Here is a 14,833-nt window from a genome sequence, read left to right on the forward strand (position 1 = left end):
CCTCAGTCCGCCAGCACCGCGAGGCCCGGCAGCTCCCGGCCCTCGAGGTACTCCAGCGACGCGCCGCCGCCGGTGCTGATGTGCCCGTAGGACGCCTCGTCGAGGCCGAGCTGGCGGACCGCGGCGGCGGAGTCGCCGCCGCCGACCACCGACAGCCCGTCGACGGCGGCCACGGCCTCGGCGACGCCGCGGGTGCCGGCCTGGAAGGGCGCCAGCTCGAACACGCCCATCGGGCCGTTCCAGAACACCGTGCGCGCCCCGGCCAGCTCGCCGCCGAAGGCCTCGACGGTGCGGGGGCCGACGTCGAGGCCCATCTGCCCGTCGGGGATCTGCTCGACCGGGACGACGGTGGTCTCGGTGTCGGCGCTGAACTCTGGCGCGCAGACGACGTCGATCGGCAGCACGATCCGCTCCCCCGCCTCGGCCAGCAGCCGGCCGCAGGTGTCGACCTGGTCGGCCTCCAGCAGCGACGTCCCCACGCCGTGGCCCTGCGCGGCCAGGAAGGTGAAGCACATGCCGCCGCCGACGAGCAGCCGGTCGACCTTGGGCAGCAGCGCCTCGATGACGGCCAGCTTGTCGCTGACCTTCGATCCGCCGAGCACCACGACGTAGGGCCGCTCGGGGTCGCTGGTCAGCCGGGTGAGGACGTCGAGCTCGGTGGCCACCAGCCGGCCGGCGACGTGCGGCAGCCGCTGCGCGACGTCGTACACCGAGGCGTGCCTGCGGTGCACCGCGCCGAACGCGTCGTCGACGTAGACGTCGGCGAGGGCGGCCAGCCGGTCGGCCAGCTCGCCGCGCTCGGCGTCGTCCTTCGAGGTCTCGGCGGCCTCGAAGCGGACGTTCTCCAGCAACAGGACGCCGCCCTCGGCCAGCGACGACGCCCGTGCGCGGGCGTCGTCCCCGGCGACGTCGGAGGCCAGCGGGACCTCGGTGCCGAGCAGCTCACCGAGCCGGGCGGCGACCGGCGCCAGCGAGTACCGCGGCTCGGGCGCCCCCTTGGGCCGGCCCAGGTGCGCCGCGACGACGACGCGGGCGCCGGCGTCGCGCAGGGCCTGCAGGGTGGGCAGGCTGGCGCGGATCCGGCCGTCGTCGGTGATCGCCCCGGTCTGCTTGTCGAGGGGGACGTTCAGGTCGGCGCGCAGGAGCACGCGCCGGCCCGACACCCCCTCGGCGAGCAGGTCGTCGAGGGACCGCATCAGAGCGAGGCGCCGACGAGCTCGACGGAGTCGACCAGCCGGTTGGAGTAGCCCCACTCGTTGTCGTACCAGCCGAGGACCTTGACCATCGGGCCGAAGACCTTGGTCAGCTTCGCGTCGTAGATGCACGAGGCGGGGTCGGTGACGATGTCGGAGGAGACGATCGGCGCCGAGGTGTACGTCAGGATCCCGGCCAGCGGGCCGGACTCGGCGGCCGCGCGGTAGGCGGCGTCGACGTCGTCGGCGGAGGCCTCGCGGGTCAGCTGGACGGTGAGGTCGGTGGCCGAGCCGGTGGGGACGGGCACGCGCATGGCGTAGCCGTCGAGCTTGCCCTGCAGCTCCGGCAGCACCAGGCCGATCGCCTTCGCGGCGCCGGTGGAGGTCGGGACGATGTTGAGCGCGGCGGCGCGGGCGCGGCGGAGGTCCTTGTGCGGACCGTCCTGCAGGTTCTGGTCGGCGGTGTAGGCGTGGATCGTCGTCATCAGGCCGCGCTCGATGCCGAACGAGTCGTGGAGCACCTTGGCCAGCGGCGCCAGGCAGTTCGTGGTGCAGGACGCGTTGCTGATGATCGTCTGCGAGCCGTCGTACTGCTCGTGGTTGACGCCCATGACGATGGTGAGGTCGTCGCCGGTGGCCGGCGCGGAGATGACGACCTTCTTCGCACCGCCCTTGTCCACGTGCTTGCGGGCGTCGTCGGCCTTGGTGAAGAAGCCGGTGGACTCCACGACGACGTCGACCCCGAGGTCGCCCCACGGCAGCGAGGCCGGGTCGCGCTCGGAGAGCACCTTCATGGTCGTGCCGGCGATGTCGATGCCGCCGTCGGAGGCCGCCACGTCCTCGCTGAGCACGCCCAGGATGCTGTCGTACTTGAGCAGGTGGGCCAGGACCTCCGGGCTGGTCAGGTCGTTGACCGCCACGATCTCGATGTCCTTGCCGCTGGCCGCGGCCGCCCGCCAGAAGTTGCGGCCGATCCGGCCGAACCCGTTGATGCCCACGCGTACGGTCACGACTGACCTCCATGTGTCCCGGCGACGCCCGTCGCCCCGGTGGGCCGCACGGCGCGCGGCCTCGATCGGCGTCGACCCTATCGGCCGGGACGGGAGGCGTCCGGGTGAGGTCCGACCCCGGGGACGAGCTCCTGCAGGTCGCCGGGCGGGGTGGGGACGGGCAGGAACGGGGCGGGCGGCACCGGGACGTCGGACGGCGGGGCCGCCTCGGCGGCGACCACGCGGTCGCGGCCGGTGGCCTTGGCCGTGTAGAGGGCACGGTCGGCGGCCTCGAGCAGCGCGGCCGCCGAGGTGCCGTCGGCCGGGCAGACAGCGACGCCCACGCTCACCGTCACGGCGACCGTCTCGCCGTCGAGCAGGTGCCGCGCGGCGGCCACCTCGCGGCGGACCTGCTCGGCGCGGACGAGCGCCTGCTCGTGGCCGGCGCCGGGCAGGACGACGACGAACTCCTCGCCGCCGAGGCGGGCGGCCGTGTCTCCGTCGCGGACCGCCGCGGACAGGGTGCCCGCGACGGAGGTGAGGACCCGGTCGCCCGCGGCGTGGCCGAACCGGTCGTTGACGGTCTTGAAGTGGTCGATGTCCACGACGAGCAGGGACAGCTGCCCGGTGCGCGGGCGGTGCGCGAGGTCGGCGTCCAGCGCCCGGTCGAGGTAGCGGCGGTTGTGCAGCCCGGTCAGCGGGTCGCGGACGACCTCCTCGGCGAGGACCGCGCGCAGCCGCTCGATCTCCTCGACCTGCTCGGCGAGCCGCCGGTTGAGCCGCTCGACGGCGACCTGCCGCTCCTGCTGCTCGCTGACGTCGCGGACGACGAGGATCCGGCCCAGGGCGCGGCCCCGCGGGTCGGCGACGGCGGAGTCCCGCACGTCCAGCCACAGCCCCGGCCGGACCTCCGCGACGCGGTGGCCGTCGAGCCGCTCGGTGGTGCCGAGGACGGCGACCGTCTCGGGACCGGCGGCCTCGGTGAGGGGCCGGCCGACCAGCTCGGCGCCGAGGTCGGGGCGCAACCGCTGCAGCATCCGCTGCGCGGCCGGGTTGACGTCGATGAGGACGCCAGCGGGGTCGACGACGAGCACGGCGTCGGGGACGGTGTCGACGACCTGCTCCCGGGCGACGGGGACCAGCCGCAGGATCCCGCCGCGGAAGATCGCCCAGCAGTCGATCAGCCCGGTGACCAGGAAGAACAGCGGGGTGACGTCGGTGCCCTGCCCGTCGAGCTGGGTGACCACGGCGACGACGTTGCCGGTGGTGGACAGCACCGCCGACCCCAGCAGGATGCCGATCTGGCTGCGGAAGGCGCCGGCCGAGCCCGCCCAGCGGCGGGCCAGGTGGGTGTAGGCCACGCCCACCAGGACGTAGGAGTAGACGGTGTGCGCCAGGAACAGCGGCCCGAAGACGACCCGGGTCTCCCCGCCGGCCGGGGCGTCGGCCAGGCCGGACATGACCAGGTCCCGGGTCGCCGGCAGGGTGGCGAGCAGCACCATGAGCAGCGGCTCGACGAGCAGCAGCGCCGCCCGCCTGCGGGCCAGCCGCCAGGACGGGTCGGAGACGGTGCGGGCGAGGACGTAGGTGCCGAGGACGACGAGTCCGACCGAGGCGAGCAGCAGCGGGACGTAGACCCGGCGGACCAGCTCGGTCTGCAGTCCGTAGACGGCGACGTCGGCCAGGGACCAGACGGTGACGCCGGCCATCGTGGCGGCGAGCGCGGTGGCCGCGGGGGTGCGGTCGCGCCGTCGCCAGGCCAGGACCCCGGTGCACACGGCGACCAGCGCCGCGCAGGCGAAGACCACCGCCCACAGCTGTGGTGTCATCCCGGCTCCTCGTGGCCACGGGCGGGCCTCCGTCGACCTGCCGCTGCCGGGAGATTCGGCTCGGTGGCGTCCGTTCTGGAGCCGGGTGCCCCCTCGGGGTGAGGCGGGGCGCCCCCCGCTGCCGCGGGGAGCGCCCCGGAGGGCTGCGTCCCGTTACTGCGCGAGCATGTCCTCGGTGACGACCGACTCGGTGTCGGGGATGCCGAGGTCCTTCGCGCGCTTGTCGGCCATGGCCAGCAGACGCCTTATGCGGCCGGCGACGGCGTCCTTGGTCATCGGCGGGTCGGCGCGCTGTCCGAGTTCCTCCAGCGAGGCCTGGCCGTGCTCGAGCCGCAGCCGGCCGGCCACCAGCAGGTGCTCGGGGGCGTCGCCGGCGAGGATCTCCAGCGCCCGCTCCACCCGGGCGCTGGCCGCCACCGCCGCGCGCGCCGAGCGGCGCAGGTTGGCGTCGTCGAAGTTGGCCAGGCGGTTGGCGGTGGCCCGGACCTCGCGGCGCATCCGCCGCTCCTCCCAGGCCAGGACCGCGTCGTGCGCGCCCATGCGGGTGAGCAGCGCGCTGATCGCGTCGCCGTCGCGGACGACCACCCGGTCGGCACCGCGGACCTCGCGCGCCTTGGCGGCGATGCCGAGCCGCCGCGCCGCGCCGACCAGCGCCATGGCCGCCTCCGGGCCCGGGCAGGTCACCTCCAGCGAGGAGGACCGGCCCGGCTCGGTGAGCGAGCCGTGCGCGAGGAAGGCGCCCCGCCAGGCGGCCTCGGCGTCGTTGATGCTGCCGGAGACGACCGACGGCGGCAGGCCGCGCACCGGGCGGCCGCGCTGGTCGACCAGCCCGGTCTGCCGGGCCAGGCCCTCGCCGTGCTTGGCGATGCGGACCAGGTAGCGCACGCCGCGGCGGATGTTGCCGCCGGCGAGCACGCTGACGCCGCTGGTGTAGCCGTAGACCTCGCTGATGTCCCGGCGGAGCCGGCGCGCGACCGAGCCGGTGTCCAGCTCGGCCTCGATCACGACGCGGCCGCCCACGATGTGCAGCCCCCCGGAGAAGCGCAGCAGCGCGGTCACCTCGGCCTTGCGCTCGGAGGTCCGCGTGCACTCCACCCGGGACAGCTCGTCCTTGACCATGGCGGTCATCGCCACGACGACCACCCCCTGCTCTGCTGCGGCGCCATCCTCGGCGTCACCTCTCCCCCTCGTACCGTCCGCGCACCACCGTTCCCGGTGCACCGGTTGGGACCGTTCCCCCTCACCGTGCCCCGACCACCGTGGCCAGCGCGGCCGACAGCCGCGCGGGGTCGTGGCGTGGTGAGCCGTCGGGCGCGGCGACCGGAGCCAGGACCAGCTCGGCGCCGCACTCGCGCACCGCAGACAGGAGACCACAGCGGTCAACAACCGATTCCGCATCCGCGACCACGGTGTGCAGCGCCACACCGCCCAGATGGGCCTGCAGCACCCGCAGGTGCTCCTCCGGGGAGAACCCGTCCGTCTCCCCCGGCTGCGGCTCCAGGTTGAGCACCACGACCACGCGGGCGGGGGTGGCGGCCAGCGCGGCGCGCAGCCGCGGCACGAGCAGGTGCGGCAGCACCGACGTGTACCAGGACCCCGGCCCCAGCGAGACGACGTCGGCGGCGGCGATGGCGGCGAGCACGTCGGGGTGCACGGGCGGGTCGGGCGGCGACACGAGGATGTCGCGGACCCGGCCGGGCGTGGAGGCGATCGCGACCTGCCCGCGGATGGTGCGGGTGCGGGCGGGGTCGTCGGGGTCGACGGTCTGCACGCGGGCGACGAGGTCCAGCGGCACGTCGGCCATCGGCAGCACGCGGCCGCACGCACCGACGAGCGTGCAGACGGCGTCGAGGGCGCGGACGGTGTCCCCGCCGTGCAGCTCCACCAGCCCGGTGAGGACGAGGTTGCCGACCGGGTGCCCGGCCAGGACGCCGGTGCCGCCGAGGCGGTGCTGCAGCAGCCGGGCCATCTCCTGCCGCGCGGGGTCCTCGTCGGCGAGCGCGGCCAGCGCCATCCGCAGGTCGCCGGGGGGCAGCACCGGCATCTCCCGCCGGATGCGCCCGGAGGAGCCGCCGTCGTCGGCCACCGTGACGACGGCGGTCAGCTCGGGGGTGAGCCGCCGCCAGGCGCCCAGCGCGGCCGCCAGCCCGTGCCCGCCGCCCAGGGCGACCACCTTCGGCGGAGCCCCGGCGCCCGGTGCTGCCGGGCCGCCCACTACTCGCGGCCCAGGTCGCGGTGCCGCGCGACCGTGTCGATGCCCTCGCCGGCCAGCCGGCGGGCGAACTCCTCGGCGATGGCGACGCTGCGGTGCTTGCCGCCGGTGCAGCCGACCGCGAGCGTCAGGTAGCGCTTGCCCTCGCGCCGGTAGCCGGGGATGAGCAGCCGCAGCACCTCGGTGTAGCGGTCGAGGAAGGGCTCGGCGGCCTCCTGGCCCAGCACGTAGTCGCGCACGTCGGGGTCCTGCCCGGTGTGCGGGCGCAGCTCGGGCAGCCAGTGCGGGTTGGGCAGGAACCGGGCGTCGACGACGAGGTCGGCGTCCAGCGGCAGCCCGTACTTGAAGCCGAAGCTGAGCACGGTCGCCGTCAGCGGCGGGGTGCGGCCCTCCCGGGCGAAGGCGTTCTCCAGCGTGGCGCGCAGCTGGTGCACGTTGAGGTCGCTGGTGTCGACCCACAGGTCGGCCTCGCCGGCGATGCCGGTGAGCAGCGCCCGCTCGGCGGTGATGCCGTCGAGGATGCGGCCCGAGCCCTGCAGCGGGTGCTCCCGCCGATTGGACTCGTAGCGCCGCACCAGCACCTCGTCGCGGGCGTGCACGTAGACCACCCGCGCCCGGTGCCCGGCGCCGGCGAGCACCCGGACGGCCTCCTGCAGGTCGCTGGAGAAGGCCCGGCTGCGGACGTCGACCACGGCGGCGAACCGTCGGACGTCGCCGCGGGCGCCGAGCTCGACCATCGGCAGCAGCAGCGCCGGCGGCAGGTTGTCCACCACGAACCAGCCGAGGTCCTCGAGCACCCGCCCGGCGCTGTTCTTGCCCGCGCCCGACAGCCCGGTGACGACGACGACCTCGACCGGCGGCAGCTCGGTGCTGGCGGGGTCGAGCGCCGGGGGGATGGGATGCGGGACGGCCGGCGGCTCGGACGGCTCGGACGGGGCGCCGTTGCCGGCGGGGACCGTCGTCCCCGCGTCCTGCGCACGGCTCACGAGGCGACCCGGCCGACCTCGGCGGTGGCGCCCGCCGCCGGGCGGGGCGTGCCCCGCTCGGCCGGCCCGCTGGGAGCCGTCGTGCTGGGGACCGTCGTGCTGGGTGCCGTGCTGTCCTCGACCGTGTCCTCGACCGTGTCCTCGGTCGCCGGCTGCTCTCCCGCGGGCTCGGCGACGGCCGCCAGCACCGCCTCCGCGGTCCGCCGACCGATGCCGGGGACGGCCGTCAGCTCTTCTACCGAGGCCGCCCGCAGCCGCTTGAGGGACCCGAACTGCTTCATCAGCGCCTTCCGCCGCGTCTCCCCGAGACCGGGGACGTCGTCCAACAGGGAGACCAGCATGCTGACCGAACGCTTCTGCCGGTGGTAGGTGATCGCGAACCGGTGCGCCTCGTCGCGCACCCGCTGGAGCAGGTACAGCGCCTCGGAGGTGCGCGGCAGGATCACCGGGTCGCTCTCCCCCGGCAGCCACACCTCCTCCATCCGCTTGGCCAGCCCGCAGACGGCGACGTCGACGACGCCCAGCTCGTCCAGCGAGCGCGCCGCGGCGGCCACCTGCGGGGCGCCGCCGTCGACGACGAGCAGGTTCGGCGGGTAGGCGAAGCGGCGCGGCCGGCCCTCCTCGGCGGCGATGCCCTGCTCGTCGCGCCGGTCGGCCTCCTCCTTGAGGTGGCGGGCGAAGCGGCGGCGGACGACCTCGGCCATGGCCGCGGTGTCGTCGGTGCCCTCGTGCACGGAGAAGCGCCGGTAGTCGGCCTTCTTGGCCAGGCCGTCCTCGAACACGACCATCGAGGCGACGACGTTGGTCTGCTGCACGTGGCTGACGTCGATGCACTCGATGCGCAGCGGCGCCTCGGGCAGCTCGAGGGCCTCCTGCAGCTCCGCCAGCGCCAGCGAGCGCGCGGTGAGGTCGCTGGACCGCTTGACCCGGTGGCGGGCGAAGGACTCCTTGGCGTTGCGCTCGACGGTCTCCATGAGGCTGCGCTTGTCGCCGCGCTGCGGGACCCGCAGGGACACCCTCGACCCGCGCAGCTCGCTGAGCAGCTCCTCGTAGACGTCGGCGTCGTCGGGCAGCTCGGGGACGAGCACCTCCCGGGGCACCGCCTCGCCGGCCTCGGTGGCGCCGGTGGCCTCGTCGACCCCGCCGTAGACCTGCAGGAGGAACTGCTCCACCAGCTCGCCGGTGGTGACCTGCTCGACCTTGTCGATGATCCAGCCGCGCTGGCCGCGGACCCGGCCGCCGCGCACGTGGAAGACCTGGACGGCGGCCTCGAGCTCGTCCTGGGCGAAGGCCACGACGTCGGCGTCGGTGCCGTCACCGAGGACGACGGCCTGCTTCTCCATGGCCCGCCTGAGCGCGCCGAGGTCGTCGCGCAGCCGGGCGGCCTTCTCGTACTCCATCGCCTCGGCGGCCTCGGCCATCTCCCGCTCGAGCCGGCGGATCATGGCGTCGGTGCGGCCGGCCATGAAGTCGCAGAAGTCGTCGACGACCTGCCGGTGCTCGTCGGCGCTGACCCGGCCGACGCACGGCGCCGCGCACTTGCCGATGTAGCCGAGCAGGCAGGGCCGGCCGATCTGCCCGGCCCGCTTGAAGACGCCGTTGGAGCAGGTGCGCGCGGGGAAGACACGGGTGAGCGTGTCGAGGGTCTCGCGGATGGCCCAGGCGTGCGCGTAGGGGCCGAAGTAGCGGACGCCCTTCTTCTTCGGCCCGCGCATCACCTGCAGCCGCGGGTACTCCTCGTTGAGGGTGACGGCGAGGCTCGGGTAGCTCTTGTCGTCGCGGTACCGGACGTTGAACCGCGGGTCGAACTCCTTGATCCAGTTGTACTCGAGCTGGAGGGCCTCGACCTCGGTGCCGACGACGGTCCACTCGACGCTGGACGCCGTCGTCACCATCTGGCGGGTGCGCGGGTGCAGGCCCGCGACGTCGGCGAAGTAGCTGTTCAGCCGCTGGCGGAGGCTCTTGGCCTTGCCGACGTAGACGACCCGGCCGTTCGGGTCGCGGAACTTGTAGACGCCCGGGCTCTCGGGGATGCTCCCGACCGCCGGGCGGTACGTGGACGGGTCGGGCACCCCTCCACAGTAGGTGGGACCCCCGACGGTCCGCCGGGGAACTCCACCGGTGTCGTTCAGGTCAGGCGCGCCTCCAGCCACGACAGCAGGTCGGCGGTCACCTCGTCCCGGTTGGTCTCGTTGAAGACCTCGTGCCGGGCGTCGGGGTACACGTGCTGCTCGACCGGCAGGCCGCGGTCGCGGAGCAGGCCGGCCAGCGCGGTCACCTGGGCGGCGTCCTCGCCGCCGACCGGGTCCCGCTGCCCGGCCAGCAGCAGCACCGGCAGGCCGTCGGGCAGCTGCGCCACGGCCTCGGGGCTCGCGCCGCGGGCGACGAGGGCGAACATCCCGGCCCCGTAGCCGTACGTCGGCGGGAAGTCGTCGCCGCAGAGCGGGTCGGCCACGTACGCGTCGACCTCGGCCTCGTCGCGGCTGAGCCAGTCGAACGGCGTGCGGGCGGGCTCGAAGGGCGCGTTGAACGCGCCGAGGGCGTCCATCGGCTGGTCGCCCGCCCCGCCGGCCACCGCGGCCTCCAGCTGCGGCACGGCCGCGGCCATGTGCGGCGCCACGCCGATCGGCCCGGAGAGCACCAGTCCCGCCAGGCCGGCACCGTCGCGCTCGGCCGAGGCCAGCGCCACCGCCGAGCCGAGCGAGTGGCCGAGCAGGAACCGCGGGACGCCGGGGTGCTCCCCGGCCAGCCGCCGGCCGAGGTCACGGACGTCGTCGAGGACGTCCGCGCTCGTCGCGCCGTCGCCGAAGCGGCCGGCGCCCGTGGACTCCGCGGTGCGCCCGTGGCCGCGGTGGTCGAGTGCGGCCACGGCGAACCCGCGGGCGGTCAGGGCCGCGGCGAGCCGCCCGTAGCGGCCGGCGTGCTCGGACAGCCCGTGCACCAGCTGGATCGTCGCGCGCACCTCACCACCGGGCGCCCAGCGGCGCTCGGCCAGGCGGGCGCCGTCGGCTGCGGTGGTGACGGTGGGCTCGGCGGCGGGCAGGGTCATGGGGCGGGCCTCCTCGGACGTCGTCGTCGGAGGTCAGCCTGCCGGTCGGCACCCGCCGCCGCAGCCGGACCGCCACGTCGAGGGGCCGGCACGGCGGGGGCCGGCACGGCGCGGGCCGGCGGTCAGCCCGCCGGGTGCGAGCGGTGCAGCGCGGGCAGGTGCACCGCGGCGACGGCGCGCTGCCCCAGGCGGACGGTGCGGGCGCCGAGCACCAGCGCCGCGACCAGCCCGGCGCCACCGGCCAGGAACGCCACGGCACCGGGCACGGCCAGCTCCCCGGTGACGCTGAGGACAGCCACGGTGACGAGCGCGGCCAGGACCACGGTCGACCGGATCCGCGGGCCGGTCACCGGTGATCCGCAGTTGGACAGGTCGGGATCGCAGTCGGGCGTGAGCGCGCTCATGGGCGTCTCCTCCATCGGGGACGCCGTCACGCCGGACCGACGGCGTGACATCCGTCACAGAGAAGATAAGCGCAGTGACGCCCCGGACTCAAGGGGGACCGGGCGGCCCCTTCACCGTGAGGATCGGGCACTCGACGGTCAGCAGGATCCGCTGGGCGGCGCTGCCCATCAGCAGCTTCCCGACGGCCGACCGCCGGCGCAGGCCGATGACGAGCAGGTCGGCGCCGGTCTCGGACACGGCGTCGGCGAGCTCCTCGGCGACGTCGCGGCCCACGGGCCGGCGCAGCTCGAAGGGCACGCCGGAGACGGTGAGCTCGTCCTCCAGCCGGCGCAACGGGTCGCCCTGCAGGTACTCCTCGTCGACCAGCGCGTCGCCCCGGCTGCTGTTGACCACCACCAGCCGGGCGCCGCGGCGGTGCGCCTCGGCCACGCCGTGCTCGAGCGCCGCGCGCCCGCGCGGGGTGGGCACGTGCCCGACGACGACCACCGGCTGCCGGCTCACCGCTCGTCCTCCTCCCCGGGCGGGGCACCGACGGTCTCCCGGTGCCGCAACGGCTCCCCCGCCTGCAGCTCCTCCGGCGTCGCCCGCCGCCCGCGCACCGCCCGGAGCACCACGGGCAGCACCAGGGCGAGCAGCGCCAGCCCGAGCACGACGCGGCTGAACCAGGTGTCGAACAGCACGCCGAGGTCGCCGCTGCTGATCGCCAACGCGCGCCGGAGGTTGGTCTCGGCCACCGGGCCGAGGATCAGCCCGATGACCGCCGGCGCCACCGGCCAGCCGTAGCGGCGCATCGCGAAGCCGAGCAGGCCGATGACGAGCAGCAGGAGGAGGTCGAGCGGGTCGGCGTTGACCGCGTAGCAGCCGAGCGAGGCGAACAGCAGGATCCCGGCGTAGAGGTAGGGCCGCGGCACCCGCAGCAGCTGCACCCACACCCGTGCCAGCGGCAGGTTGAGCACCAGCAGCATGAGGTTGCCGATGAGCAGCGAGGCGATCAGCGTCCAGACCAGCGTCGACTCGGTGGACAGCAGCGTCGGGCCGGGCTGGATCCCGTACCCCTGGAACGCGACCAGGATGATCGCCGCGGTGGCCGAGGTGGGCAGGCCCAGGGTGAGCAGCGGCACGAGCACCCCGGCGGCCGCGGCGTTGTTGGCCGCCTCCGGGCCGGCGACGCCCTCGATGGCGCCGCGGCCGAACTCCTCCGGGTGCTTGGTGAGCTTCCGCTCGGCCGCGTAGGACAGGAACGTCGGGATCTCCGCACCCCCGGCCGGCAGCGCGCCGAGCGGGAAGCCCAGCGCCGTCCCGCGCAGCCACGGGCCCACGGAGCGGCGCAGGTCCCGCCGGGTGAACCACGGCCCCGACGCCGCCAGCACCTGCACCGGCCCCCGCCGCAGCCGGGAGGCCACGTAGAGCGCCTCCCCCACCGCGAACAGCCCCACGGCCACCACGACGACGTCGATGCCGTCGGACAGTTGCGGGATGCCCAGGGTGAACCGCTCCTGCCCGGTGAGCACGTCGGTGCCGACCAGCCCGAGGTACAGGCCGACGCCGAGGGAGGCCAGCCCGCGCAGCGGCGAGGACCCGAGCACCGTGGCCACCGCGACGAACGCCAGGACGGCGAGGGCGAAGTAGTCGGCCGGCGTGATGCCGACGACCAGGTCGACCACGGTCGGCGCGACCAGCGCGAGCAGCAGTGTGGCGATGGTGCCGGCGACGAAGGAGCCGATCGCCGCGGTGGCCAGCGCGGCGGCGCCGCGGCCGGCCTTGGCCATCTTGTTGCCCTCGAGCGCGGTCATGATCGAGCTGGACTCGCCGGGGGTGTTGAGCAGGATCGACGTCGTCGACCCGCCGTACATGCCGCCGTAGTAGATGCCGGCGAACATGATGAACGCCGCCGTCGGCTCGAGGGTGTAGGTGACCGGCAGGAGCAGCGCGACGGTCATCGCCGGGCCGATGCCGGGCAGCACGCCGACGGCGGTGCCGAGCAGCACGCCGAGCAGCGCGAAGAGCAGGTTGACCGGGGTGAGCGCCTCGGCGAATCCGCCGAGGAGGTCGGCCAGGGCGCCCATCAGAACCAGCCCGTCGCGAGCTCGAGGAGCGTCCCACCGGGCAGCGCGATGCCGAGGCCCTTGACGAACACGATCCACACGACGACCGACAGCACGCCGCCGGCCAGCAGCGGCCGCACGACCCCGCGGGCGCCGAGGGCCCAGGCGACCAGCGCGAACATCAGCGTCACCGCCAGCGGCCAGCCGACGACGTTGATGAGCACCGCGTGACCGAGGAACGCGACGGCGATGATCCCGACCGCGGTCCACGACGTCGGGGCGTCGGGGTCGACGTCCTCGCTCTCGTCGGAGGGCCCGCGGTCGCCCTTGAGCACGCGGAAGCCGAGCGCCAGCGCGGTGGCCAGCACGACGCCGCCGATGAGGTAGGGGAAGAAGCGGGGGCCGATGGTGTTCGACGAGCCCGGGATGGCGATGTTGGCGGCGTCGAGCAGCAGGTAGAGGCCCAGCGCACCGAGCAGGACGACCATCGCCAGCTCGCCGCGGCTGACGCCGGTGCGCGGCGGTGCGGGCGGGCGCCCGCCGGCCGCGGCGTGCGAGCCGGTGGCGTCCCGGGTGGAGACGTCGGGATCGGGCGACCCGCCGCTCACTGCACCAGCCCGATCTCGCGCAGGATCGCCAGCACCCGCTGCTCCTCCTCGACCAAGAAGCGCGCGTACTCCTCGCCGGCCAGCAGCAGGTCGTCCCAGCCGTTGGCCTCCAGCGCCTCGGTCCACTCGTCGCTGTCGTGGACGTCGACGACGAGCGCCGTGAGGTCCTCGCGCGCCTGGTCGGACATGCCCGGCCGGGCCATGAGCCCGCGCCAGTTGGAGACCTCGACGTCGAACCCGGACTCGACCAGGGTCGGCACGTCGGGCACCTGGCCCGAGCGCTCCGCCGTCGACACGGCCAGGCCGACCAGGTCGCCGGTGCGGACCTGCTCGCCGTAGTCGGCGGTGCCGGAGATCCCGGCGGCCACCTGGTTGCCGAGCAGGGCCGCGAGCGACTCGCCGCCGCCGGAGTAGGCGATGTAGTTCACCTGCCCGGGATCGATGCCGGCGGCCTGGGCCAGCAGCCCCGCGAGGATCTGGTCGGTGCCCCCGGCCGAGCCCCCGGCGATCGGGGTGCCCGCCGGGTCGGCCGCCCAGACGTCGACGAAGCCCTGGATGTCGGAGTACGGCGCGTCGGCCGGCGCGACGATGAGCTCGGTCTCGCCGATCAGCCGGGCGATCGGGGTGACGTCGCTGAGCCGGGTCGTGGAGTCGTTGGTGTCGACGGCACCCACCATGACCAGGCCCATCATCATGAGCAGCGCGTCGTCGGTCTCCCGGGCGAGCTGGCCGAGGCCGATGGTGCCGCCGGCGCCCTCGACGTTGAACACCTGCACGTTGCGGGCCAGGCCGCTGGTCTGGACGACGCGCTGGAAGACGCGGGCGGTGGTGTCCCAGCCGCCGCCGGGGCTGGCCGGCGCCATGAGCCGCAGCCGGGACAGGTCGCCGGGCTGCACCACCGTCCCGGCGCACCCGGCCAGCACCCCCGCCGCCGTCGCCAGCACCGGCGCGGCGAGCGCCCCGGCGAGGAACCGTCTCCGGTCGAGCGGCACGGACGGCTCCCCTCGACCGTGACGGTGGTCACACCGGACGCTAGACCCGCGCCGCCGCCGGCTCAACCGCGGTGGGGCGCCGGCCGGCCGGGCCGGCGGTCAGGCCGGCGGCGGGGTCATCTGGGCGATGCGGACGGAGTTGCCGAAGGGGTCGCGGAGGCCGAAGTCGATGCCGTAGGGCTGCACGACCGGCTCCTCGGGCAGGTCGACGCCCTTCTCCGCGAGCTCCGCGTGGGTCTTGTGCGCGTCGTCGGTGGTGAGGAAGAGGTGCCCGCCGCCGGCGCCCTTGGTGACGAGGTCGCGCACCTGGTCGGCGACCTCGGGGCCCACGGACGGCGGGGCGGGCCGCTCGAGCAGCACCGCGTGGCCGGGGTCGCTGGGGAGGGCGACGGTCAGGAAGCGCATCGGCCCGAACTGCTGGTCGGTCTGGACCTCGAAGCCCAGCTTGCCGACGTAGAAGTCCAGCGCCTGGTCCTGGTCCAGCACGTAGAGGGAGGTGATCGAGATGGAGGTCAACATGCCGAC

The 14,833-nt window shown here is 75.1% G+C and carries 14 protein-coding genes; all 14 read right to left on the minus strand.

All coding sequences use genetic code 11. The annotated features are described in order from the left end of the window. Positions 1 to 2: 2 nt before the first annotated feature. The 14 genes from HLV61_RS03725 to HLV61_RS03790 all read right to left on the minus strand — a co-directional run bounded on the left by HLV61_RS03725 (position 3) and on the right by HLV61_RS03790 (position 14,827). Complete coding sequence (locus tag HLV61_RS03725) at positions 3 to 1,196, minus strand: phosphoglycerate kinase (protein WP_369253042.1); 1,194 nt, start codon at positions 1,194 to 1,196, stop codon at positions 3 to 5. Then, positions 1,196 to 2,203, minus strand: coding sequence for a type I glyceraldehyde-3-phosphate dehydrogenase (gap, locus tag HLV61_RS03730; RefSeq protein WP_369253043.1), 1,008 nt, complete (start codon positions 2,201 to 2,203; stop codon positions 1,196 to 1,198). Before gap ends, HLV61_RS03725 begins: the two co-directional genes overlap by 1 nt. A 77-nt stretch (positions 2,204 to 2,280) precedes the next feature. Further along, the gene (locus HLV61_RS03735; protein ID WP_369253044.1) at positions 2,281 to 4,011 is read right to left on the minus strand and encodes a histidine kinase N-terminal 7TM domain-containing diguanylate cyclase; all 1,731 of its coding nucleotides are present in this window, start codon (positions 4,009 to 4,011) and stop codon (positions 2,281 to 2,283) included. A 153-nt stretch (positions 4,012 to 4,164) separates the two neighbouring features. Beyond that, entirely contained in the window at positions 4,165 to 5,139 is a 975-nt protein-coding gene (whiA, locus tag HLV61_RS03740; protein ID WP_425454189.1) for a DNA-binding protein WhiA, read from the minus strand. Positions 5,140 to 5,251: 112 nt separating this feature from the next. Beyond that, on the minus strand, positions 5,252 to 6,184 hold the full coding sequence (locus HLV61_RS03745) for a gluconeogenesis factor YvcK family protein (protein WP_369253045.1): 933 nt from the start codon (positions 6,182 to 6,184) through the stop codon (positions 5,252 to 5,254). A gap of 41 nt (positions 6,185 to 6,225) precedes the next feature. Continuing rightward, positions 6,226 to 7,209, minus strand: coding sequence for an RNase adapter RapZ (gene rapZ / locus HLV61_RS03750; protein ID WP_369253046.1), 984 nt, complete (start codon positions 7,207 to 7,209; stop codon positions 6,226 to 6,228). Continuing rightward, positions 7,206 to 9,281 carry an excinuclease ABC subunit UvrC gene (gene uvrC, locus HLV61_RS03755; RefSeq protein ID WP_369253047.1) on the minus strand — a complete coding sequence of 692 codons (2,076 nt, stop codon included), beginning with the start codon at positions 9,279 to 9,281 and terminating at the stop codon, positions 7,206 to 7,208. The genes rapZ and uvrC overlap by 4 nt, the downstream gene beginning before the upstream one ends. Before the next feature lie 56 nt (positions 9,282 to 9,337). Beyond that, the gene (locus HLV61_RS03760) at positions 9,338 to 10,258 is read right to left on the minus strand and encodes an alpha/beta fold hydrolase (RefSeq protein WP_369253048.1); all 921 of its coding nucleotides are present in this window, start codon (positions 10,256 to 10,258) and stop codon (positions 9,338 to 9,340) included. Between the two features lie 122 nt (positions 10,259 to 10,380). Further along, a complete protein-coding gene (locus tag HLV61_RS03765; protein ID WP_369253049.1) occupies positions 10,381 to 10,662 on the minus strand; it encodes a hypothetical protein in 282 nt (93 codons plus the stop codon). An 88-nt stretch (positions 10,663 to 10,750) separates the two neighbouring features. After that, on the minus strand, positions 10,751 to 11,164 hold the full coding sequence (locus tag HLV61_RS03770) for a universal stress protein (RefSeq protein WP_369253050.1): 414 nt from the start codon (positions 11,162 to 11,164) through the stop codon (positions 10,751 to 10,753). After that, positions 11,161 to 12,729, minus strand: a complete 1,569-nt coding sequence (locus HLV61_RS03775; RefSeq protein ID WP_369253051.1) for a tripartite tricarboxylate transporter permease — start codon at positions 12,727 to 12,729, stop codon at positions 11,161 to 11,163. Before HLV61_RS03775 ends, HLV61_RS03770 begins: the two co-directional genes overlap by 4 nt. Continuing rightward, positions 12,729 to 13,316: a tripartite tricarboxylate transporter TctB family protein gene (locus HLV61_RS03780; RefSeq protein ID WP_369253052.1), complete on the minus strand. Its 588-nt coding sequence runs from the start codon at positions 13,314 to 13,316 to the stop codon at positions 12,729 to 12,731. Before HLV61_RS03780 ends, HLV61_RS03775 begins: the two co-directional genes overlap by 1 nt. Beyond that, on the minus strand, positions 13,313 to 14,308 hold the full coding sequence (locus HLV61_RS03785; RefSeq protein ID WP_369253053.1) for a Bug family tripartite tricarboxylate transporter substrate binding protein: 996 nt from the start codon (positions 14,306 to 14,308) through the stop codon (positions 13,313 to 13,315). The genes HLV61_RS03780 and HLV61_RS03785 overlap by 4 nt, the downstream gene beginning before the upstream one ends. A gap of 99 nt (positions 14,309 to 14,407) precedes the next feature. Then, entirely contained in the window at positions 14,408 to 14,827 is a 420-nt protein-coding gene (locus tag HLV61_RS03790; RefSeq protein WP_369253054.1) for a VOC family protein, read from the minus strand. Positions 14,828 to 14,833 lie beyond the last annotated feature (6 nt).

This window comes from Geodermatophilus amargosae (assembly GCF_041028265.1).
Lineage (GTDB): Bacteria > Actinomycetota > Actinomycetes > Mycobacteriales > Geodermatophilaceae > Geodermatophilus > Geodermatophilus amargosae_A.